General features: G+C 74.4%; 21 protein-coding genes. 15 read left to right on the top strand and 6 right to left on the bottom strand.

Going from position 1 to position 20,621, the window contains the following annotated elements; translation table 11 throughout:
* Positions 1–47: 47 nt before the first annotated feature.
* On the bottom strand, positions 48–1,217 hold the full coding sequence (locus ACFV6I_RS14525) for a sensor histidine kinase (RefSeq protein ID WP_063351316.1): 1,170 nt from the start codon (positions 1,215–1,217) through the stop codon (positions 48–50).
* A gap of 354 nt (positions 1,218–1,571) precedes the next feature.
* On the opposite strand from ACFV6I_RS14525, the gene ACFV6I_RS14520 reads away from it, so the two are divergent.
* The 11 genes from ACFV6I_RS14520 (at position 1,572) to htpX (ending at position 12,891) form a co-directional block, all read left to right on the top strand.
* Positions 1,572–1,988 carry an NADH-quinone oxidoreductase subunit A gene (locus ACFV6I_RS14520; RefSeq protein WP_063351317.1) on the top strand — a complete coding sequence of 139 codons (417 nt, stop codon included), beginning with the start codon at positions 1,572–1,574 and terminating at the stop codon, positions 1,986–1,988.
* Entirely contained in the window at positions 1,979–2,614 is a 636-nt protein-coding gene (locus ACFV6I_RS14515) for an NADH-quinone oxidoreductase subunit B (RefSeq protein WP_063348898.1), read from the top strand. The genes ACFV6I_RS14520 and ACFV6I_RS14515 overlap by 10 nt, the downstream gene beginning before the upstream one ends.
* Entirely contained in the window at positions 2,611–3,858 is a 1,248-nt protein-coding gene (locus tag ACFV6I_RS14510) for an NADH-quinone oxidoreductase subunit C (RefSeq protein ID WP_380425425.1), read from the top strand. The genes ACFV6I_RS14515 and ACFV6I_RS14510 overlap by 4 nt, the downstream gene beginning before the upstream one ends.
* Positions 3,855–4,814 (top strand): NADH-quinone oxidoreductase subunit NuoH, encoded by a 960-nt coding sequence (nuoH, locus tag ACFV6I_RS14505; protein ID WP_380344087.1) that lies wholly within the window; start codon positions 3,855–3,857, stop codon positions 4,812–4,814. Before ACFV6I_RS14510 ends, nuoH begins: the two co-directional genes overlap by 4 nt.
* Complete coding sequence (locus ACFV6I_RS14500; RefSeq protein ID WP_380344090.1) at positions 4,811–5,383, top strand: NuoI/complex I 23 kDa subunit family protein; 573 nt, start codon at positions 4,811–4,813, stop codon at positions 5,381–5,383. The genes nuoH and ACFV6I_RS14500 overlap by 4 nt, the downstream gene beginning before the upstream one ends.
* Complete coding sequence (locus ACFV6I_RS14495; protein ID WP_380425423.1) at positions 5,380–6,177, top strand: NADH-quinone oxidoreductase subunit J; 798 nt, start codon at positions 5,380–5,382, stop codon at positions 6,175–6,177. Before ACFV6I_RS14500 ends, ACFV6I_RS14495 begins: the two co-directional genes overlap by 4 nt.
* Positions 6,177–6,548, top strand: coding sequence for an NADH-quinone oxidoreductase subunit NuoK (nuoK, locus tag ACFV6I_RS14490; RefSeq protein ID WP_063348902.1), 372 nt, complete (start codon positions 6,177–6,179; stop codon positions 6,546–6,548). Before ACFV6I_RS14495 ends, nuoK begins: the two co-directional genes overlap by 1 nt.
* Complete coding sequence (locus ACFV6I_RS14485; protein ID WP_380425421.1) at positions 6,545–8,596, top strand: NADH-quinone oxidoreductase subunit L; 2,052 nt, start codon at positions 6,545–6,547, stop codon at positions 8,594–8,596. Before nuoK ends, ACFV6I_RS14485 begins: the two co-directional genes overlap by 4 nt.
* Positions 8,597–8,658: 62 nt before the next feature.
* Positions 8,659–10,215 (top strand): NuoM family protein, encoded by a 1,557-nt coding sequence (locus tag ACFV6I_RS14480; protein ID WP_380425419.1) that lies wholly within the window; start codon positions 8,659–8,661, stop codon positions 10,213–10,215.
* A 56-nt stretch (positions 10,216–10,271) separates the two neighbouring features.
* Complete coding sequence (locus tag ACFV6I_RS14475; protein WP_380425428.1) at positions 10,272–11,867, top strand: NADH-quinone oxidoreductase subunit N; 1,596 nt, start codon at positions 10,272–10,274, stop codon at positions 11,865–11,867.
* Between the two features lie 160 nt (positions 11,868–12,027).
* The gene (htpX, locus tag ACFV6I_RS14470) at positions 12,028–12,891 is read left to right on the top strand and encodes a zinc metalloprotease HtpX (RefSeq protein ID WP_063348905.1); all 864 of its coding nucleotides are present in this window, start codon (positions 12,028–12,030) and stop codon (positions 12,889–12,891) included.
* A 63-nt stretch (positions 12,892–12,954) separates the two neighbouring features.
* Here the strand turns inward: htpX and ACFV6I_RS14465 are convergent, their stop codons facing one another.
* On the bottom strand, positions 12,955–14,409 hold the full coding sequence (locus ACFV6I_RS14465; RefSeq protein ID WP_380375433.1) for a PLP-dependent aminotransferase family protein: 1,455 nt from the start codon (positions 14,407–14,409) through the stop codon (positions 12,955–12,957).
* On the opposite strand from ACFV6I_RS14465, the gene ACFV6I_RS14460 reads away from it, so the two are divergent.
* Entirely contained in the window at positions 14,408–15,313 is a 906-nt protein-coding gene (locus ACFV6I_RS14460) for a DMT family transporter (RefSeq protein ID WP_363374971.1), read from the top strand. The genes ACFV6I_RS14465 and ACFV6I_RS14460 overlap by 2 nt on opposite strands.
* Before the next feature lie 65 nt (positions 15,314–15,378).
* Here the strand turns inward: ACFV6I_RS14460 and ACFV6I_RS14455 are convergent, their stop codons facing one another.
* Positions 15,379–15,918: a hypothetical protein gene (locus ACFV6I_RS14455; RefSeq protein ID WP_380425416.1), complete on the bottom strand. Its 540-nt coding sequence runs from the start codon at positions 15,916–15,918 to the stop codon at positions 15,379–15,381.
* A 225-nt stretch (positions 15,919–16,143) separates the two neighbouring features.
* Between ACFV6I_RS14455 and ACFV6I_RS14450 the strand changes: the two genes are divergently transcribed.
* Together ACFV6I_RS14450 and ACFV6I_RS14445 are read left to right on the top strand one after the other, a co-directional pair.
* On the top strand, positions 16,144–16,569 hold the full coding sequence (locus ACFV6I_RS14450; protein ID WP_063348908.1) for a BlaI/MecI/CopY family transcriptional regulator: 426 nt from the start codon (positions 16,144–16,146) through the stop codon (positions 16,567–16,569).
* Between the two features lie 3 nt (positions 16,570–16,572).
* Complete coding sequence (locus ACFV6I_RS14445; protein ID WP_063348909.1) at positions 16,573–17,529, top strand: M48 family metalloprotease; 957 nt, start codon at positions 16,573–16,575, stop codon at positions 17,527–17,529.
* A gap of 1 nt (position 17,530) precedes the next feature.
* On the opposite strand, the gene ACFV6I_RS14440 is transcribed toward ACFV6I_RS14445, so the two are convergent.
* Positions 17,531–18,217, bottom strand: a complete 687-nt coding sequence (locus ACFV6I_RS14440) for an FMN-dependent NADH-azoreductase (protein WP_380425414.1) — start codon at positions 18,215–18,217, stop codon at positions 17,531–17,533.
* A gap of 73 nt (positions 18,218–18,290) precedes the next feature.
* On the opposite strand from ACFV6I_RS14440, the gene ACFV6I_RS14435 reads away from it, so the two are divergent.
* Positions 18,291–19,190, top strand: coding sequence for a sigma-70 family RNA polymerase sigma factor (locus tag ACFV6I_RS14435; RefSeq protein ID WP_380344107.1), 900 nt, complete (start codon positions 18,291–18,293; stop codon positions 19,188–19,190).
* A gap of 57 nt (positions 19,191–19,247) precedes the next feature.
* Here ACFV6I_RS14435 and mug read toward each other — a convergent pair whose 3' ends face one another.
* Positions 19,248–19,790: a G/U mismatch-specific DNA glycosylase gene (mug, locus tag ACFV6I_RS14430; protein ID WP_063351322.1), complete on the bottom strand. Its 543-nt coding sequence runs from the start codon at positions 19,788–19,790 to the stop codon at positions 19,248–19,250.
* Positions 19,787–20,621: phosphatase PAP2 family protein (locus ACFV6I_RS14425; RefSeq protein WP_380425412.1), on the bottom strand; the 835-nt coding region annotated here is incomplete at its 5' end. The genes ACFV6I_RS14425 and mug, both read right to left, overlap by 4 nt.

The raw sequence follows: 20,621 nt of genomic DNA, 5'->3' as shown, positions 1-20,621 counted from the left end.
CCTCGTCACTTCCTCGACGAGGTCCCGGCGCCGCTCCGCGCCCCGGTTCAGCGGCGGGCGGTGCGGGTGCGCCAGGGCAGTTCGACGGTGATGCTGCTCGGGCCGCCCTCCGGACTCTGTACCAGGAGCACCCCGTCCACCGCGCGGATCCGCTCGGTCAGCCCGGCCAGGCCGCTGCCCGGGTAGGGGGCGGCGCCGCCCTTGCCGTCGTCCTGGACCAGCACCATCAGCTGGTTGTCGGAGCGCCAGACGTCGACCGAGGCGGTGCGGGCGCCGGCGTGCTTGGAGACGTTGGTCAGCAGCTCGCTGACGGTGAAGTACGCGATGCCCTCGACCGCCGAGTCCGGGCGCTCGGCCTGGCCGTCCGGCCCCTTCAGGTCGACGTTCACCTTGACCCCGCCGGGGACGGTGCAGCGGGCGGCGACCGAGGACAGGGCCGCGTCCAGGCCGCGGTCGGTGAGCACCGCCGGGTGGATGCCCCGGGCCAGGTCGCGCAGCTCCTGGAGGGCCAGCTTCACCTCGCCGTGCGCGTTGTCGACCATCTTCGTGGCGGCCACCACGTCGTCCTCGGTCTCGACCTCGCGCAGCCGCTCCTTGGCCATGCCCAGGTCCATGGCCAGCGCGACCAGGCGGGCCTGGGCGCCGTCGTGCAGGTCGCGCTCGATCCGGCGCAGGTCGGCGGCGGCGGTGTCGACCACCGTGCCGCGGTCGTCCTCCAGCTCGCGCACCCGCTCGGCCAGGGCGCCCGGGAAGAGCAGCGACTCGACCAGGATCCGGTCGACCGCCGCCAGCGCCCGGATCACCCAGGGCAGCACCGGCCACATCACGGTGACCGCGACCAGGGCCACCGTGAAGCTCAGGATGCCCCAGGGCAGCATCAGCACGTTGTAGAGAGCCGAGCGCCAGTTCAGCAGGTCGGTCAGGTGGGCGATGGTGAAGCCCACCACCCCCGGCCGGCGCTGCTGCACCGGCTCCGGCTCGTGGATCGCGGAGTCGTACGCCGCGCGGGCCCGCCAGCGGCCCAGCCCGCCCAGGGCGCGGGAGACGGCCAGCCCGCCGGCCAGCAGCGGCAGGCCGACCACGGTGATCGACATCCCCAGGCCGGCCGTGAGCGTGATGGCGGTGAGTGTGAAGCCGGCGACGCCGAGCGGCAGGTTGAGCAGCAGCTGGCCGACCTGCCGCCACATCTGCGCGCCGTACAGCGGCGAGCGGACCATCTGAGCGTCCTGCTCCTTGATGGCATCCACGGTGCGGCGGTGCAGCGGCTTCATCTGGATCTACCGTCCCTCTTGGTCGAGCTGGTGGAGCAAGCTTCCCGAACCCGGGGCGGGAGATGCCATGGGGGTGATACATCTTCCGGGACGGGGGTTATCCCTACCCCCGTCCTGGTCGTCGGGCCACTGCCCGGTGCTCGCGGGAGTGTCCACCGGACGTCTTGCGGAGCGGGCAGGGTTCGGGCGGAGCGGAGCCGTCCCCTTAGACTCACGCATTGGCCATGGTTATGACCGTGCGAGGAAACGTCGTAGAACTGCCTTGAGGGGTTGTTCACGGCCGAGGTGGAGGGCGAAGGCATGGAGGGGCAGCATGCGGCTGCCGTCGCGGCCGACCCGGCGGTCGGCGGCGGCTACTTCGACGCGTACGCCGCGATGGGCCTGCTGGCCGTCGTCGGGGTGCTCTTCGTCGCCGCGGCGTTCACGGCCAACCGCCTGCTGCGGCCGGTGGTGTACTCGCCCGAGAAACTCCTCGCCTACGAGTGCGGGGTGGACCCGGTGGGCGAGGACTGGGCGCACACCCAGATCCGCTACTACGTGTACGCCTTCCTGTACGTGATCTTCGCGGTCGACGCGATCTACCTGTTCCCGTGGGCGACGGTCTTCGCCACCGCCGGGTACGGCGCCGGAACGCTGATCGAGATGTTCCTCTTCATCGGCTTCCTCGCGGTCGGCCTGCTCTACGCCTGGAAGAAGGGCGTTCTGGAATGGACGTGACGCACACCCACTCGCACGGCGCCCAGGGCGGGCCGGTCCCACTCGGCCTCCCGGACCCGTCGCGCCCCGGCGCCGTCGAGCGCCGTGGCATCGGCCCGCTGGCCCGGCTCGCGCCCGACCCGGTCAAGGTCGTGCTCAACTGGGGCCGCCGCTACAGCCTCTGGTGCTTCAACTTCGGCCTGGCCTGCTGCGCGATCGAGTTCATCGCCGCGTCCATGGCCAAACACGACTTCATCCGGATGGGTGTCATTCCGTTCGCGCCCGGACCCCGTCAGGCCGACCTGATGATCGTCTCGGGGACGGTGACCGACAAGATGGCGCCCGCCGTCAAGCGCCTCTACGAGCAGATGCCCGAGCCGAAGTACGTCATCTCCTTCGGCGCCTGCTCCAACTCCGGCGGCCCGTACTGGGACTCCTACTCGGTGACCAAGGGCGTGGACCAGATCATCCCGGTCGACGTCTACGTGCCCGGCTGCCCGCCCCGGCCCGAGGCGCTGCTCCAGGGCATCCTCAAGCTCCAGGAGAAGATCGCCGCCGAGTCGCTGCCCGACCGCTACGCCGCGCCCGCGGCGGCGCTGCGCCGCCCGCTGGTGACGGGGCCTTCGACCGAGGGAGGGGCCTCATGACTTCCGCCGAGCAGTACGCGGCGTCGGTCGGGGAGTGGGCGACCGGCGCCGAGGCTTACGGGCTGGTCACCGTCGACGTCCCCGCCGAGCACTGGATCGAGGCGCTCACCAACGCCCGCGACGCGCTCGGCCTGGGCTACTTCGACTGGCTGAGCGCCGTCGACGAACTGGCCGAGGGCTTCTCCGTGGTCGCCCACCTCGCCTCCGCCGACGCCCCGGGCGTGCTGCGCCACCTGGCGCTGCGCACCCGGGTGCCGCGGGACAAGGCCGCGCTGCCCACCGCCGTACCGGTCTACGCGGGCGCCGCCTGGCACGAGCGTGAGACCCACGAGATGTTCGGCATCGACTTCCCCGGACACCCCTACCTCGCCACCCTGCTGCTGCCGGACGGCTTCGAGGGGTACCCGCTGCGCAAGGAGTTCGTGCTCGCGGCCCGGGTCGCCAAGGCCTGGCCGGGAGCCAAGGAGCCGGGCGAGTCGGACCACGGCGACGGGCCCGCCCGGCGCAAGATGCAGCCGGCCGGGGTGCCGGACCCGAACGAGTGGGGGCCGCTGAAGGGCACCCTGCCGCCGGTCGCCGAGCGGCCCGCGCGTGGTGCGCGGGCGGCGGGCGCGGCCGGGCGGACGCCCCGGGCTGCTGGTGCTGCCGGCGCTGCTGCCGGTGCTGCTGCCGGTGCCGAGGGCGCGGCGGCGGTGCGGGCGGACCGGCCTCGGCGGACCAGGACGGTGGCGGAGGGGTCGGCGAGTCAGGCGGGGGCCGAGGCTGCTGGTGCCGTTACTCCGGACGCTGCTTCGGCTGCTGGTGAGGCTGCTGCTCCGACCGCTGCTCCGACCGCTGGTTCGGCTGCTGCTTCGGCCGCTGGCGAGGCGGTGCCCGTGGTGCGGGCGGACCGGCCGCGTCGGGTCAGGTCGGTGTCCGACGGCTCGGTCAGTCAGGCTGCGGAGCCGGCGCCCGCCGAGGCTGCCGAGGCCGCTGCGCCTGCCGAGCCGAAGGCCGAGGGCTCGGCGTCGCCGCGGACCCGGTCCTCGGACGCGCCCTGGCACAACCCGGTGCCCGCGCACGACGAGCCCGCGAAGCCCGCCGAGGCGAAGGCACCGGCCGAGGCCGCGAAGCCTGTGGAGAAGCCTGCGGAGGAGCCTGCCGAGGAGCAGTCGCCCGCCGGGCCGGCGAAGCCCGCCGCGCCCGCGGGTGAGCAGGACGAGACGACGGCCGGACCGGCCGGCCAGGACGGAGACGGCGCGTGAACCTGCTCGACACGGTGCTGCGCTGCGTCGCCACCCTGGTCGTCTTCCTCACCCTCCCGCTGGTCATCGGCCAGACCGAGCACAAGGTCATGGCGCACATGCAGGGCCGGCTCGGCCCGATGTACGCGGGCGGCTTCCACGGCTGGGCGCAGCTCGTCGCGGACGGCGTGAAGTTCGCGCAGAAGGAGGACATCGTCCCGGCCGGGGCGGACCGCCGGATCTTCCAGCTGGCGCCCGCCGTCTCGCTGCTGCCGTACCTCTTCGTGCTGCTGGCGATCCCGGTCGGCCCGAACGGCTTCGTCGGCCAGGCGATCGACGCCGGCCTGTTCTTCGTGCTGGCCGTGATGGGCGTCGGCGTGATCGGCAAGCTGATGGCCGGCTGGGCCTCGGCGAACAAGTTCTCGCTGCTCGGCGGCCTGCGCACGGCCGCGCAGCTGATGTCGTACGAGCTGCCGATGGTGCTGGCGGCGGCCTCGGTGGCGATGGCCGCCGGCACGCTCTCGCTGCCCGGGATCGTGGACGCCTGGGAGTGGTACTGGCTGCCCTGGCAGCTCATCGGCGCGTTCGTGTTCTTCACGGCCGGTCTGGCCGAGCTCCAGCGCCCGCCGTTCGACATGCCGGTCGCCGACTCGGAGATCATCTTCGGCGCGTACACCGAGTACACGGGCCTGCGCTTCGCGCTGTTCCTGCTGTCCGAGTACGCGGGCATCCTGGTGGTGTCGGCGCTGACCGCGGTGCTCTTCCTGGGCGGCTGGCACGGCCCTCTGGCGGACCAGCTCGGCTGGCTCTGGATGATCCTGAAGACCTTCGCGCTGGCCTTCGTGGTCATCTGGCTGCGGGTCACCTACCCGCGTCTGCGCGAGGACCAGCTGATGCGCTTCGCGTGGACCGTGCTGATCCCGCTCGCCCTCGTCCAGCTGGCCCTGACCGGCGTCATCAAGGTGGCGATCTCATGAGTTTTCCCGGTGCCGGCCTGGCCAAGGGCCTGGCCGTGACCCTGCGGACGATGACGAAGAAGACCGTCACCGCGCAGTACCCCGACGTGCAGCCGGTGCTGCCGCCGCGTTCGCGCGGCGTCATCGCGCTGCTGGAGGAGAACTGCACGGTGTGCATGCTCTGCGCGCGCGAGTGCCCGGACTGGTGCATCTACATCGACTCCCACAAGGAGACGCTGCCGGCCGCCGAGCCGAACGCGCGGGCCCGCACCCGCAACGTGCTGGACCGGTTCGCCATCGACTTCTCGCTCTGCATGTACTGCGGGATCTGCATCGAGGTGTGCCCCTTCGACGCGCTGTTCTGGTCGCCCGAGTTCGAGTACGCCGAGACCGACATCCTGGAGCTGACCCACGAGCGGGACAAGCTCCGCGAGTGGATGTGGACCGTCCCGGCGCCGCCGGCGCTGGACCCGGCGGCCGAGGAGCCCAAGGAGATCACCACCGCGCGCAAGACGGCGGACAAGCTGGCCGCCGCCGCAGCGGCCGCAGCGGCTGCCTCGGCGGCCTCGGATGAGGGGGAGGCCCAGTGAGCGCCGCCACCCTGCTCGCGGCGACCGGCTCGCTGGAGCCGGCCGCCCGTTCGTTCCTGTCCCCGACCGGGGTGGAGATCGTCTTCCTGCTGGTCGGCATCGCCGTGCTCGGCTCGGCCGTGGTCGCCGTCAGCACCAAGCAACTGGTGCACGCCGCGCTCTGGCTGGTGGTCGCGCTGGGCGGGCTGGCGGTGGAGTTCCTGCTGCTCACCGCCGAGTTCATCGCCTGGGTGCAGGTGCTGATCTACCTCGGCTCGGTGATCGTCCTGGTGCTGTTCGGGCTGATGCTCACCAAGGCGCCGATCGGGCGCTCGCCGGACGCCGACTCCAAGAACCGCTGGGTGGCCCTGGCCGTGGCGCTCGCCTCGGCCGGGACGCTGGTGACGCTGGTCGTCGACGCCTTCCGGACCTCCTGGATCGGCCTCGGCGCGGGGGGCGGCTCGGCCGCCGTCACCGGGGCGAGCCTGTTCCGCCACTGGGTGCTGCCCTTCGAGGCCCTCTCCGTGCTGCTGCTGGCGGCGCTGGTCGGCGCGATCGTGCTGTCGCGCGGGTCGACGCGGCGGGTGCCGCCGCCCCGGGCGAGCCGGCTGCGCGCCGGCCGGCCGGTGGGCTCGAACGGGACCGTCGCCGCCACCGTGCCCCGGCCGGCGCCGGAGAACCCGGCGGCCCCTGAGGCTGCGGCGGATCCGAAGGCCGCAGAGGCCCCGGCGGCCCCGAAGGCCGCAGAGGCTGCGCCCGCTGCGCCCGCTACGCCGTCCGCGCCGTCCGCGCCGTCCGCGTCGGAGGAGAGCTGATGCACCTCGCCTACCCCGTCGTCCTCGCCGCGCTGCTGTTCAGCATCGGCGTGTACGGCGTGCTCGCCCGGCGCAACGCCGTCCTGGTCCTGATGTCCGTCGAGCTGATGCTCAACGCCGTCAACCTCAACCTGGTCGCCTTCGACACCTGGCTGCGCGACTCGCTGCACGCCGGCCAGGCGCTCACCCTGTTCACCATCACCGTCGCCGCCGCCGAGATCGGGCTGGGGCTCGCCATCGTCCTGCTGCTGTTCCGGGCCCGGGGCACCGCGGACATCGACCGGGCCACCGCGCTCGGCGATCCGGCGGAGCCGCTCGCCGAGGAGACGCCGGCCGGAGCCGAGGCGCTGAAGGGCCAGGCCGCCGCATGAACCTCGCCCTGCCCGCCCTCGTCCCCGCGCTGCCCGCACTCGGGGCCGCCGCGACCCTGGCCGTCGGCAAGAAGGCGCCCGGCCTGGCCCGGCCGCTGGCCATCGTGCCGGTCGCCGTCTCGGCCGTGCTCGCCCTGGTCGTCGCCCTCCAGCTCGGCACCGGCCAGGCGCTGGACGCCGCCACCCGGCTCACCCCCACCGGCGGCCCGGACATCGCGCTCGCCCTCCACCTGGACGGCTTCAGCTCGCTGATCTCCGTGCTGGTCGGCCTGGTCGCCACCTGCGTGCAGGTCTACTCGACCGCGTACCTCAGGAAGGACCCGCGCTACCCGTCGTACGCCGCGCTGGTCTCGCTGTTCACCGCGGCGATGTTCCTGGTGGTCTACTCGGGCGACCTGATCGTGCTGCTGGTCGGCTGGGAGGTCATGGGCATCTGCTCGTACTTCCTGATCGGCCACCACTGGGAGACCGAGGACGCCCGCTCGGCCTCGCTGAAGGCCTTCCTGGTCACCAAGCTCGGCGACGTGCCGTTCCTGTTCGGGATCTTCCTGCTCGGCGCGGACGCCGGCAGCTTCCGGATCCCCGACGTGCTGGCCGCCGCGACCGACGGGCGGCTCGGCCACCCGACGCTGATCGCCCTGCTGCTGCTCGCCGGGGTGGCCGGCAAGAGCGCGCAGTTCCCGCTGCACACCTGGCTCCCGGACGCCATGGCCGGCCCGACGCCGGTCTCCGCGCTGATCCACGCCGCCACCATGGTCGCGGCCGGCATCTACCTGGTCGCCCGGCTGCTGCCGGTGTTCCTGCTGTCGGGCGCGGCGCTGGTCGTGCTGGCCGTGATGGCCGCCGTGACGATGATCGGCTCGGCGCTCTGCGCGCTCGCCCAGGACGACCTCAAACGGGTGCTCGCCTACTCCACCGTCGGCCAGCTCGGCTACATGGCCGGGGCGCTGGCCACCGGCGACCGCGAGGCCTCCGTCTTCCACCTGGTCAGCCACGGTGCCTTCAAGGCGCTGCTGTTCCTGGCCGCCGGCGTGGTGATCCACGCCGCGCACACCAACTCGATCTCCGCGATGTCCCGGATCCCCGGGCTGCGCAAGCGCGTCCCGGACGCCTACTGGACGATGGGCATCGCGCTCGTCGCCCTGGTCGGGCTGCCGCCGTTCTCCGGCTTCTTCAGCAAGGAGGCGGTGCTGACCGCCGCCGAGCACGCCGCCAACGGCGAGGCGCTCACCAACGGGCTCGGCCCGGCCTCGGCCGTGCCGGAGGCCGCCGGGTGGATCGTGCTGATCTCCGCCGGACTCACCGCGCTGCTCACCGCCGCGTACGCGACCCGGCTCTTCCTGGTCAGCTTCCACAGCCCGCAGGCTGCCGGGGCGTCGCAGGCCGCAGTGCCGCAGGCCGTGGCGTCTGCGGCCGGGCACGAGGCGGACGCGCCGTACTCGCCCGAGCTCGACGAGGCCGACCCGACCACCGCCGAGCCGCCCGCGATGCGCTGGCCGCTCTGGGTGCTGGCGATCCCGACCATGGGCTTCGGCGTCGCCGGCCTGCGCTCGGACTGGCTGCCCGCGCTGCTGGACGGCGGCTCGCTGCGCCCCTCGGCCGTCACCGCCGTCATCGGCACCGGGCTCGCCGTGGTCGGCGTGCTCGCGGCGTACGGCGCCTGGCACTCGGCGACCGCGCGGCTGGCCACCGGCCGCCCGGCCCCGGCCGACGCCGGCCGGGTGCCCGAGCAGGCCGGAGCTCCGATCGCCGAGGTGATCGTCGCCGACCCCGGGCGCACCCTGCTCGGCCCGCTGTTCGGTCCGGCCCGGCACGGCTTCGGCGTCGACCGGCTGTACCACGCGCTGTTCGTCCGCCCGGTGACCGCAGCCGCCCGGCTGGTCCGCTTCCTCGACCGCGAGGTCGTCGAGACCTACGTGCGTGGCAGCGGGGCCAGCGCCAACCTGCTCGGCCGGGCCGTCCGGCTCGCGCAGACCGGCAACGCGCAGACCTACCTCAGCGCGCTGCTCGCCGGCGTCGTCCTGCTGGCCGTCCTGGTGGCGGTGTAGCGGATGCCGTACCCCCTCTCCCCGGTTCTCCCGATTCCGACCGCCGCCCGTAGGAGCCCCCGATGAACGCAGTCCTCATCGCCCTCCTGGTGCTGCCGCTGCTCGGCGCCGCGCTCACCCTGGCGCCGGTGTTCGGCCCGGAGCCGGCCGCCGCCGACCGGCGGGCGCTGCGGCTGAACAGCGTCGTCACCGGCGCGGTGCTGCTGCTCACCGTCGCCCTGGCGGCCGGTTTCGACCACGACGAGCCCGCCCGGATGCAGGCCACCACCGACGTGTCCTGGATCCCGGCCCTCAACGTGCGCCTCCACCTCGGCGTGGACGGCATCTCGCTGCCGCTGATCGTGCTGACCGCACTGCTCACCTTCCTCTGCGCGCTGTACTCGGAGAAGCGGCTGCCGGGCGGGGACGGCGTGCCGTCGGCGAAGGCCTTCGTCGGGCTGTTCCTCCTCCTCGAAGTCGGCATGCTCGCCACCTTCGCGGTGCTGGACCTCCTGCTCTTCTTCCTGGCCTTCGAGATCGTGCTGATCCCGATGTACTTCCTGATCGCCCGCTGGGGGAGCGGGGCGAAGGCCCCGGCCGCCAACCGGTTCATCCTGTACACGCTGCTCGGCTCGGCCGTGATGCTGCTCGGCTTCCTGCTGATCGGCAGCAAGGCCGGCACCTTCGACATGCAGGCCCTGGCTGCCGCGCACGGCAACGGCCTGAGCCACACCACCCAGGTGATCGCCGCCCTGGCGATCATGGTCGGGCTCGCGGTCAAGGCCCCTGCCTGGCCGCTGCACAGCTGGCTCCCGGACGCGCACACCGCCGCCCCGACGGTCGGCTCGGTGCTGCTCGCCGGCGTGCTGCTGAAGATGGGCACGTACGGTCTGGTCCGCGTCCTCCTCCCGGTCGTGCCCGACGGCACCGCGACGCTCGCCCCCTACCTGGGCGCGTTCGCCGCCGTCGGCATCGTCTACGGATCACTGGCCTGTCTGGCGCTGGCCCGCCCCGGCGCCAAGGGCGACCTCAAGCGCCTGATCGCGTACTCCTCCGTCGGCCACATGGGCTTCGTGCTGCTGGGCATCGCCTCCCTCACTCCGGTGGGCGTCAACGGCGCGCTGTTCGCCAACATCGCCCACGGTCTGATCACCGGTCTGCTGTTCTTCCTCGTCGGCGCCCTCAAGGACCGCTACGGCACGGCGGACCTCGACACCCTCTCCGGTGCCACCGGCGCCGCCCTGTACGGCCGCGCCCCGCGGATCGGCGCGCTGCTCGCCTTCGCCGCCGTGGCCAGCCTCGGCCTGCCCGGCCTGGCCGGCTTCTGGGGCGAGCTGCTCGCCATGTTCGGCGCGTTCGACCCGGCCGACGGCCTGTCGCGCCCCGCGTTCGTCACCTACATGGTCCTGGCCGGTCTCGGCACCCTCCTCACCGCCGCCTACCTGCTGATCGTGGTCAAGCGCGTCTGCATGGGCGACCCCCAGCAGCCCGCCCCGGTGGACCAGGTCGCCGACCTGCGCCCGTACGAGGCCGTCAGCTGGACGCCGCTGGCCGCCCTCACCCTGCTCGCCGGCCTCTGGCCCGCGCTCCTGCTCGGCCTCTCCGACCCCGCCGTCAAGCACCTCCTCGGGGGTGGCTGACCGTGCTCGGAGCCCAGATCGCCGCACTCGGACCTCACTCCACGGGGCAGCACACTGTGACCTCCCTCGCCGTAGCCAACCCGGGCAGCCTGATCCAGTCCGTGGACTGGGTGGCGATCGCGCCCCCGCTGATCGCCGCGGTGGCCGCCCTCGCCGTCCTGCTCACCGACCTGTTCCTGCCCGAGCGGCACCGGAAGTGGCTCGGCCGCCTCGCCGCGGCCGGACTTGCCCTCGCCCTCATCGCACTCCTCCCCCTCACCGGGGGATCACCCCGGGCGACCTTCTGTGTGCAGAACGTAGCAGGGGGGTCTGACGCTCCAGCGACCAGCGTCTCCGCCGCGGGAGGCTGCTCGTACGTCGCCGACCACTTCGCCCTGGTGTTCCAGCTGCTCGCCCTCGGCGGCGCGCTGATCGCCGCCCTGCTCTCCGCGCACACCGTCGAGGAGGAGAAGCTGCCCGGCGGCGAGTACTGGTTCCTGCTGCTCTCCAGCGCCACCGGCGCCGCGCTGCTGCCCGCCTCCCGCGACCTCGCCACCATGGTGATCGCGCTGGAGGTCGCCTCGCTGCCCGCCTTCGCCCTGGTCGCGCTGCGCCGGGACGGCCGGGGCGCCGAGGCCGCGCTCAAGTTCTTCGTCTCCTCCGTCACCGCCACGGCCGTGATGCTGCTCGGCGTCGGCTTCGTCTACGCGGCCAGCGGCAGCCTGCACCTCGGCGCCGTCGCCCAGGGCCTGGAACACGCCCCCGGGCAGCTCAAGCCGCTGGCCGAGGCGGGCGCCGTGCTGACCCTGGTCGGGTTCGCCTTCAAGGTCGCCGCCGTCCCGTTCCACTTCTGGGTGCCCGACACCTACATCGGCGCCCCGCTGCCGGTGGCCGGCTACCTCTCGGTGGTCGGCAAGGCGGCCGGCCTGTCCGGCCTCGCGCTCGCCACCACCATCGCCTTCCGCCCGTACGCGCACACCTGGGGCCTGGCGCTCGCCGTGCTGGCCGCCGTCACCATGACGGTGGGCAACGTCGGCGCGCTGCGCCAGCGCTTCGACACCCGCTACAGCGCGGTGCGGCTGCTCGCCTGGTCGTCCGTCGGCCAGGCCGGCTACCTGCTGGTGCCGCTCGCCGCCGCCGGCTACGCGCCCACCGGGGTCGACCCGCTCGGCGCCACCGCCGCGTACGCGCTGATCTACGGCGTGGTGAACCTCGGCGCGTTCGGCGTGGTCGCGGCGGTCGGCCGCCGGGCCGGGACCAGCGTGGACGACTTCCGCGGCCTGTTCGCCCGGCGCCGCTGGACGGCCCTCGCGCTCGCCTTCTTCCTGCTCTGCCTGGCCGGGCTGCCCCCGGGCGTGATCGGCCTGTTCGGCAAGGTCGTGGTGTTCCGCGCGGCCGTCGACGCCGGGCTGGGCTGGCTGGCCGTCGTGATGGCCGCCAACGTGGTCGTCGCGCTGTACTACTACCTGCTCTGGACGACCCGGCTGTTCGCCCCGGCGCCGGGTGCCGAGGAGGGTGCCGCACCGGGCGCCGCACCGGTCGGCGAGGCCGGGGCCGAAGGCCGGCTGCCAGCCACCCTGACCGCCACGCTGGGGCTCACCGCCTCGGTGGCCGTGGTCCTCTCCTTCGCCCCGCAGCTGGTCCTCCAGGTCGCCGGCGGAAGCCTGTTCTGAGCGCGCACCCGCCCGGCCGGCCGTCGCGGTCCGGCCCGGCGGGGTGCCGCGGCGGTGTCACGCCGGTCACAAGGGAACAAGGCCCGGGCCCCCACCCGTTGACCGGGCAAGAGGGACGAGGCAGAAAGGGCTTCCCCACCGCACCATTGGAGGGCCTGACGTGCACCGCCGGCACAACGGACTGAGGACCGCCGTCCTGCTCGGCGGCCTCTCGGCGCTCATCTTGGTGATCGGCGGATTCTTCGGCCGAACCGGCTTGGTGATCGCCCTGCTGGTCGCCCTCGGCACCAACGCCTACGCCTACTGGAACAGTGACAAGCTCGCGCTGCGGGCCATGCGGGCCCGGCCGGTCAGCGAGATCGAGGCGCCACGGCTCTACCGGATCGTCCGCGAGCTCTCCACCGCGGCCCGCCAGCCGATGCCGCGCCTCTACATCTCCCCGACCCCCGCGCCGAACGCCTTCGCCACCGGCCGCAACCCGCGCAACGCGGCCGTCTGCTGCACCGACGGCATCCTGCAGTTGCTGGACGAACGCGAGCTGCGGGGCGTGCTCGGGCACGAGCTGAGCCACGTCTACAACCGGGACATCCTGATCTCCTCGGTCGCCGGGGCGCTCGCCTCGGTGGTGATGTTCCTGGTGAACTTCGCCTGGCTGATCCCCTTCGGCCGCGGCGACGACGACGACGGGCCCGGCCTCTTTGGCATGCTCGCCATCATGATCCTCGGCCCGCTGGCGGCCGGGCTCATCCAGCTGGCCGTCAGCCGCTCCCGCGAGTACCAGGCCGATGCCGACGGCGCCCGGATCACCGGCGACCCGCTCGCCCTGGCCGGCGCCCTGCGCAAGCTCGACGCCGGCACCCGCCGGCTGCCCCTCCCGCCGGAGCCGCAGATCCAGACCGCCAGCCACATGATGATCGCCAGCCCCTTCCGCCCCGGCGAGGCTGGCGCCCGGCTCTTCTCCACCCACCCGCCGATGGCGGAGCGCATCGCCCGGCTGGAGCGGATGGCGGGCTACGGGCGCTGAGGCCTGCTACAGGCGCTGAGGCCTGCTCCGGGCGCTGAGATCTGCTCCGCGCGGGGCCGGAGGTCAGGCCGGCAGGTCCTCGTAGGCCCGGCGGAGGCGGTGGATCCCCTCGACGGCGTGCGCGGAGCTCTCGGCGGCGGCGTAGCTGAGGCGCAGGTGCGGGGCCGGGGGTTCGGCGGCGTGGTACGGGCGGCCGGGGGTGACCTGGACGCCGGCGCGCAGGGCGGCGGCGGTGAGGGCGGCGTCGTCGACGCCGTCCGGGAGCCGCAGCCACAGGTGGTAGCCGCCGGGCCGGTAGACGCCGAGCAGGCCGGGGAGTTCGCGGTGCAGGGCGGCGACGGTGGCGGTGCGGCGGGTCCGCAGTTCCGCCCCGAGGGCGCGCAGGTGGCGGGCCCAGCCGGGGTCGGCGACCAGTTCCAGCGTCGCCTCCTGGAGCGGCCGGGGCACGAAGAAGCTGTCCACCACCTGGGTGGCCCGGAGCCGGGCCAGGGCCGGGCCGCGCGCGGTGAGCGCGCCGACCCGCAGGTTGGGCGAGGCGGCCTTGGTCAGCGACCGCAGGTGCACCACGACCCCGTCCTGGTCGTCGGCGGCGAGCGGGCGCGGCAGCGCGGGGGCGTCCGCGTGGACGAGCAGGCGGGCGAAGTCGTCCTCGACGACGAACGCGCCGGCCGCCCGGGCGATCCGCAGCACCTCGGAGCGCCGGGTGGGTGAGAGCACCGCGCCGGTCGGGTTCTGGAACAGCGGCTGGCAGACGAAGACCCGCGCCCGGGTGGCCTCGAAGGCGTCGGCCAGCAGGTCGGTGCGCACGCCGTCGGCGTCGACCGGGACGGGGACGGGCCGCAGCCCGGCCGCGCGGACGACCGCCAGGATGCCCGAGTAGGTCGGCGACTCCACGAGGACGGGCGCGCCGGGCGCGGCGAGCGAGCGCATGGCCACGGTGAGCCCGCCCTGCCCGCCGGAGGTGATCAGGACGTCCCCGGCGCCGATCGGCCCGCCGGTGCCGCCGATGTCGCGGGCGAACCAGCCGCGCAACTCGGTGAGGCCGTCGGTGGGCGGCCGGTTCCAGGCGCCCGGGCGCCGCCCGGCCCGGGCGAGGGCGGTGGCCAGCAGGCGTTCGGGCAGCAGCGAGGCGTGCGGGTAGCCGCTGTTGAGGTCGATGACGTCGGGCGGGGGCACGCGGAGGGTGGCGAACACCGGGGCGGCCAGCAGGTCGCGGGGGTCGGAGTCGGCGCTGAGCGCGACCTCCTGCCAGGAGAGGTCGCCGGGACGGGCGGCGGGCGCGGCGGTGCCGGCCGGGCGCCCGGCGAAGGCCGCCGCCCGGAACACCCCGGCGCCCGGCCGGGAGACCACCAGGCCCTCGGCCGCGAGGACCGCGATGGCCCGGGAGACCGTCACCGGGCTGACCTGATGGCGCTCCACCAGCACCCGGCTGGAGGGCAGCTTTCGCCCCTCCGGGTAGCGCTCGACCTCCCGCCGCAGCCTGTCGGCGAGTTCGGTCACACTGCTACGCTCATTCATGACGGCACAAGATAGCGCTACCCGCCCGTCGGCGGTAGCACCGCGAAGCCCCGCCTCCGGCACCGCCCTGGCCGCCCTCGGGGTGGCCTCCTTCTCCCTCAGCTTCCCCGCGACCGCGTGGGCCCTGGAAGGCTTCGGCCCGTGGACCGCGACCGGGCTGCGCGGCGCCCTGGCGGGAGTGCTGGCCGCGCTCTACCTGGTGGCCGTCGGCGCCCCGCTGCCGAAGCGGCGGCACTGGCCCGCCCTGCTGGTGGTGTCGGGCGGTTGCGTGCTGGGCTTCCCGCTGCTGACCACGCTCGCCCTGCGGACCTCCTCGACGGCCCACTCGGCGGTGGTCATCGGCGTCCTGCCGCTGGCCACCGCGGTGTGCGCGGCGCTGCGCACCGGCCGTCGGCCGTCCCGGGCGTTCTGGGCGGCGGCGGTGGCGGGGGCGGCGGCCGTCCTCGGCTTCACCCTGCTGCAGAGCCACGGTCGGCCGACCGTCGCGGACCTGCTCCTGTTCGTCGGGGTGGCGATCTGCGCGGCCGGGTACGCGGAGGGCGGGCGGCTCTCCCGGGACCTGCCGGGAGCCCAGGTGATCGCCTGGGCGGTGGTGGCCGCGCTGCCGGTGACGCTGCTGACCGCGGCCCTCGCGCTGCCCGCCGAGCCGGTCCACCTCGGGGCGAAGGCGCTGACCGGGCTGGCGTACACGGCGGCGGTGTCGCAGTTCGGCGGGTTCGTGCTCTGGTACCGGGGGATGGCGGAGATCGGGGTGCCGCGGGCCAGCCAACTGCAGCTCGCGCAGCCGCTGTTGACGCTGGTCTGGTCGGTGCTGCTGCTGGGCGAGGACCTGCCGGCGGCCGCACCCGTCACGGCGGTGGTGGTGCTGGTCTGCATCGCGGTCACCCAGCGGGCCCGGACCTGAGACGGGTCCGGGCCTGAGGCGGGTCCGGACCTGAGACGGGTCCGGGCGCGTGGACCACCGGGGCGTCAGAGCGTGGTGCCCTCCTGGGGGCGGTAGACGCAGAGCGCGCAGATGATGAAGACGTCCAGTGCGATCACCACGAGCGACCAGAGCGGGAAGTACGGCAGGACCAGGAAGCTGTCGAGGGCACTCAGCGAGGTGAAGAAGATACCGGCGTAGCGGGCCCAGGCGGCGCCCTTGAGCAGGAACGCGCCGGTCACCGCGACCAGCACGCCGACGACGATGTGGACCCAGCCCCAGCCGGTGAGGTCGAACCGGAAGACGTAGCGGGGGGTGTGGACGAAGAGGTCGTCGTTGGAGACCGCCATGATGCCCCGGAGGGCCTCCATGATGCCGTTGATCAGCATCAGCACACCGGCGAACATCACCAGGCCGGGCGCCCAGTCGCGGAACTCGTTGCCCGGCGTCGGCTGCGGTGTGCCGGGGGTGGTGCGCCAGGTCTGCCCGGGCTGTTCGGGGCCGGTGCGCCGGGGCTGCCCGGGCTGCTCGGGGCCGGTGCGCGGGGGCTGCTCCGGCTGCGCGGGGTCGGGCGACGGGCTGCTCATGGACTCCTCCAGGGGCCGAACAGGCCTACGGGCGGACCGTACGGACTTCGACCGTCCGCCGGGCCGGGGCGCCGGGCAACCGGGCCTGGGCCGTTCGAGCGACGCGTCGAGGGCGGTGGAGGCGGGAAGCCCGGCACGAACCGGTTCGCGCCGGGCCCGCGCTCGTTAGGATGAACGCGTGCCCCGCCGGCTACGGGGCGCGACATCCGGAGGGAGTGGGCCGTCATGGCAGACGAGAGGCACGCCTCGGCGGCCGCGGAAGCGCCCGTCAGACGGCGCGGCCAGGGCGAGTTGGAGGCACAGGTGCTCGCTGTGCTCCAACAGGCGCCCGGCCCGGCCACCGCGGGGTGGGTCCAGGAGCGCCTGGAGGGCGACCTGGCGTACACCACCGTGATGACCATCCTGTCCCGGCTACATGCCAAGAGCGCCGTCTCGCGGTCCCGTTCGGGCCGCTCCTACCTGTGGCAGGCCTCCTCCGACGCGGCCGGGCTGGCGGCCCTGCGGATGCGCCGGATGCTCGACGGAGAAGCGGACCGGGACGCCGTCCTGGCCAGCTTCGTGAGCGCGCTGCTCCCGCACGACGAGGACCTGCTGCGGGCGCTGCTGGACGCCGCGTCCGTCGATCCGGCAGCGGCCGACCGTGAGAGCTGACCCGTGGGCTTCTTCGTCTTCCTCCCGCTCATCCTGCCGCTGACCGCGGTGCCGATCGCGCGTCTCACCGAGCAGCACCTGCACCCGCGCGGTGCGGCCCGGTTGATGACCGTGATCAGCGCGGTGATGGCGGTGTGCAGTGTGCTCTGCCTCGGCCTGATCGGCGTGGTGGGCACCGCGCAGATCCCCGGCAACCCGCTGCCGGACAGCTGGTCCGACCCGGAGGTGCGGGCCGCGCTGCCGTACCACGAGACGTTCGGGACGGCCGCGATGTGGCTGCTGGTCCTGGTGGCCGCGGCCTGTGTCCGGACGGTCGGCCGGCACCTGCGGGTGCGCTCCCGGGCCCGGCGGGCGCTGACCGGGCTGCCGGCGGGGCCGGAGTCGGCCGGTGACCTCGCGGTGCTGCCGGACCGCAGCCCGTACGCGTACGCGCTGCCCGGTTCGCCGGGGCGGGTGGTGGTCTCCACCGGGATGCTGGCCGGGCTGCCCGAGGACGAGCGGGAGGCGCTGCTCGCGCACGAGCGGGCGCACCTGCGCCACCGCCACCACCGGTACCTGCTGACCACCCAACTGGCCGCCTGCGTCAACCCGTTCCTGCGGCCGCTGCAGTACGCGGTGGCGTTCAGCGCGGAGCGCTGGGCGGACGAGGAGTCGGCCCAGGAGGTGGGGGACCGCCGGATCACCGCGCGGGCGGTGGCCCGGGCGGCCCTGGTGTCGCACGCGGCGCCGGCGCCCGGCTTCGCGGCCTTCGCCGCCCCGGCGCCCGCGCCCGGCCCGGTGCCGCGCCGGGTCGCCGCACTGCTCGGCCCGGTGCCGACGTCCCGCAACTGGCCCCCGGCGAAGACCCGGGCGGGCCTGGCCGCGATGGTCGCCGCGGCCGGTACGGCGGCGTCGGCGCTGTGCGCGCTCAACGCCGCCGTGGCCCTGCTGGTGGTGCTGAAGGCCGTCACCCCGCTGTAGATCAGGCGGTGGCGAGCGCGTCCAGGGCGGCCTCGGCGTCGGCCAGGGACTTCGCGGCTAGCGGCTGCAGCCCGGCCAGGGCGGGGATGTCGTCGGCGCGGGTGAGTTCGGCCGGGACGATGTGCAGGTGCTCGGCCGGGACGCCGAGCCTGGCGAAGTAGGCCCGCAGGTACGGGGTCTGGAAGTCGAAGGCCTCGCGCGGGGTGCCGGGGCCGTAGCCGCCGCCGCGGGCGGCCGCGACGACGACCCGGGTGCGGCGCAGCAGGCTCTCGCCGGTGGCCGGGTCGGTGTAGACGCCGGGGAAGCTGATCCGGTCGATCCAGGCCTTGAACACGGCCGGGACGGTGAGGTTGTACATCGGCACGCCGAGCAGCACGGTGTCGGCGGCGAGCAGCCGGTCGACCAGCGGGTGGGTGAGGGACCACTCGTGTTCCTCGTCCGGGCCTTCGGCGAGGGCGGCGACGTCGGAGGCCGGGATGGTCCCCTTGCGTTCGACGCGGCGGCCGAGCATGGCGTACCCGGCGCCGATCGCGGCGACCGGCTCGGCGGCGAGGTCCCGGTAGACGTACCGGCCGGCGGAGCCGTGCCGGGCGCGCCAGGCGGCGGCGAACCGGGCGGTCAGCGCGCGGCTGACCGAGTCGCCGAGGCTGATGCTGGAGTCCAGGTGCAGCAGGGTGGTGGTGGTCACAGCGTTCTCCCGTCACTTCGGTGCTGGGTGGATCGTCATCGGTGTGACGGGCGGGGCCGAGGAAAGGTGACCGATGGACCGGGACGAGGTGCTGGCGGCGCGGTTCGAGGCCGAGCGGGGGCGGCTGCGGGCGGTCGCCCAGCGGATGCTCGGGTCGACGGGGGAGGCGGAGGAGGCCGTCCAGGAGGCGTGGCTGCGGCTGGACCGGGCCGGCCCGGACGAGGTGGACAACCTGCCGGGCTGGCTGACCACGGTGGTGTCGCGGATCTGCCTGGACGTGCTGCGGGCCCGCGCGGTGCGCCGTGAGCAGGCGGCCGGCGACGCGCTGCCGGACGGCCTGCCGGATCCGGCGGCCGGCGCGGGGGCCGAGGGAGCGGATCCGGAGCGGGAGGCGCTGCTGGTCGACTCGGTGGGCCGGGCGCTGCTGGTCGTGCTGGATCGGCTGGGGCCGGCCGAGCGGGTCGCCTTCGTGCTGCACGACGGCTTCGCGGTGCCGTTCGAGCAGATCGCGCCGATCGTCGGCCGGAGCCCGGCGGCCGCCAAGAAGCTGGCCAGCCGGGCCCGGCAGCGGGTGCGCGGGGCGGCCGCGCTGCCGCCGGAGCGGCTGGCCGGGCACCGGCGGGTGGTGGAGGCGTTCCTGTCCGCCGCCCGGGGCGGGGACCTGGCCGCGCTGCTGGCGGTGCTGGCGCCGGACGTGGTGCGCCGGGCCGATCCGGCCGCGCTGCCGGCCGGGCGTTCCCTGGTGGCCCGGGGCGCGGAGACGGTGGCCCGGGAGACGACGGTGTTCGGCCGGCGGGCCCGGTTCGGCGCGGTGGCGCTGGTGGACGGGGTGCCGGGGATCGTGATCGCCCCGGGCGGGCGGTTGCGGCTGGTGCTGCGGGTGGCGGTGGCGGACGGCCGGGTGGCCGGCTACGAGGTGGTCGCCGACCCGGCGCGGCTGGCCGCCCTGGAGCTGGCCGTGCTGCCGGAGTGACCGGGTCGTGCCACTGGATCCGGCGGCCGTCAGCCCTCAGTCGTCAGCCCTCAGCCGTCAGCCGTCCAGGGTGTCCCGGAGCCGGCGGAACTCGGCGGCCAGCGCGTCCAGCGTGTAGTGCGCGTTGAGCCCGCTCGGGTTGGGCAGCACCCACACCGCGGTGTCGCCGATGCCCTCCGGCTGGCGGCCGATCGCGGCCCGCCGCTGCCCGAAGGCCGTCCGGTAGGCGCCGATGCCGAGCACGGCCAGGACGCGCGGGCGCAGCCGCAGCACGCGCTCGGTGAGCGCTGCGCCGCCCTCGCGCAGTTCCTCGGCGGTCAGTTCGTCGGCCTTGGCGGTGGTGCGCGGGGCGACGTTGGTGATGCCCAGGCCGAGCGCGGGCAGTTCGCCCTGCTCGTCCGGGCGGAACTGGCGCGCGGTGAAGCCGGAGCGGTGCAGGGCGGGCCAGAAGCGGTTGCCGGGGCGGGCGAAGTGGTGCCCGGTGGCGCCGGACCACAGGCCCGGGTTGATGCCGCAGAACAGCACCCGCAGTCCGGGCCCGGTGACGTCCGGGATGGTGGTGTCCTTGGCCGCCTGGAGCTGTTCGGCGGTGGGCTTCACGGGAGGGAGGGGCTGGTTCGGCACCCGGCCAAGTCTGCCCGCTCCCTGATGAGCCGGGTACGCCGGTTCCGCAGCCGGCGCAGGCCCAACACCACCGCCGCCGCGTACGCCCAGCCCGCGAAGATGTCCACGATGAAGTGCTCGGCGCCGTACACCAGGGTGAACGCCATCGCGAGCGGATACGCGACCAGCAGTGCCCGCAGCCAGGGGCGGGCCGTCGGCCAGAAGAAGAACAGCAGCATCGCCGGGTAGGCGGAGTGCAGCGAGGGCATCGCGGCGACGTCGTTGGCGAACTGGCTGCCGTTCTCGACCAGCGAGTTGGCCTGCGGCAGCCCGCTGGTGGAGATCACGTCCCACACGACCCGGGTGAGCCCCGGCAGGTGGCCCTCCTGGGCGACCAGCCACGGCGGGTCGGCCGGGTAGAGCAGGTACGTGGCGAAGCCGGCGAAGGTGAGCAGCAGGTAGCAGGCGAGCAGTTGGCGGAACCGGTCGTGCCGGCGCCGCCAGAGCACCGCGAGCAGGACGAAGACCAGGAAGAAGTGCGAGAGGTAGACGACGGTCGCCGCGTAGTCGTACCAGTGCGGCGAGCCGGGCGTCCACAGCGCGTGCTGGAGCCGGACGGTCCAGGTCTCGCCGAAGCCGAGCACCTCGTCGGCGCGCAGTTGCGGCAGCCAGTGCGGGGCCCACGGGGTGTGCGCGCCGTAGCCGCGCAGCAGCGAGTACGTCCAGACCGCGGCCATCACCGGCACCCAGTCGCGCAGCACCAGCAGGAAGCCGCGGGGGGGGGGGCGGGGCTCGCGCGCGCGCCCCCGGGGCGGCGAGCGCACGCCC

Origin of the sequence: Kitasatospora sp. NPDC059803 (genome assembly GCF_042732255.1) — a bacterium.
Classification (GTDB): domain Bacteria; phylum Actinomycetota; class Actinomycetes; order Streptomycetales; family Streptomycetaceae; genus Kitasatospora.
This window is presented reverse-complemented; position numbering and strand designations above follow the sequence as displayed.

Excerpts from the sequence above, each read along its gene's own strand:
- ACFV6I_RS14525 (WP_063351316.1), bottom strand. The coding sequence starts at position 1,217 with ATGGTCCGCTCGCCGCTGTACGGCGCGCAGATGTGGCGGCAGGTCGGC.
- ACFV6I_RS14520 (WP_063351317.1), top strand. The coding sequence starts at position 1,572 with ATGGAGGGGCAGCATGCGGCTGCCGTCGCGGCCGACCCGGCGGTCGGC.
- ACFV6I_RS14515 (WP_063348898.1), top strand. The coding sequence starts at position 1,979 with ATGGACGTGACGCACACCCACTCGCACGGCGCCCAGGGCGGGCCGGTC.
- ACFV6I_RS14510 (WP_380425425.1), top strand. The coding sequence starts at position 2,611 with ATGACTTCCGCCGAGCAGTACGCGGCGTCGGTCGGGGAGTGGGCGACC.
- ACFV6I_RS14500 (WP_380344090.1), top strand. The coding sequence starts at position 4,811 with ATGAGTTTTCCCGGTGCCGGCCTGGCCAAGGGCCTGGCCGTGACCCTG.
- nuoK (WP_063348902.1), top strand. The coding sequence starts at position 6,177 with ATGCACCTCGCCTACCCCGTCGTCCTCGCCGCGCTGCTGTTCAGCATC.
- ACFV6I_RS14485 (WP_380425421.1), top strand. The coding sequence starts at position 6,545 with ATGAACCTCGCCCTGCCCGCCCTCGTCCCCGCGCTGCCCGCACTCGGG.
- ACFV6I_RS14480 (WP_380425419.1), top strand. The coding sequence starts at position 8,659 with ATGAACGCAGTCCTCATCGCCCTCCTGGTGCTGCCGCTGCTCGGCGCC.
- ACFV6I_RS14460 (WP_363374971.1), top strand. The coding sequence starts at position 14,408 with ATGACGGCACAAGATAGCGCTACCCGCCCGTCGGCGGTAGCACCGCGA.
- ACFV6I_RS14465 (WP_380375433.1), bottom strand. The coding sequence starts at position 14,409 with ATGAATGAGCGTAGCAGTGTGACCGAACTCGCCGACAGGCTGCGGCGG.
- ACFV6I_RS14455 (WP_380425416.1), bottom strand. The coding sequence starts at position 15,918 with ATGAGCAGCCCGTCGCCCGACCCCGCGCAGCCGGAGCAGCCCCCGCGC.
- ACFV6I_RS14450 (WP_063348908.1), top strand. The coding sequence starts at position 16,144 with ATGGCAGACGAGAGGCACGCCTCGGCGGCCGCGGAAGCGCCCGTCAGA.
- ACFV6I_RS14435 (WP_380344107.1), top strand. The coding sequence starts at position 18,291 with ATGGACCGGGACGAGGTGCTGGCGGCGCGGTTCGAGGCCGAGCGGGGG.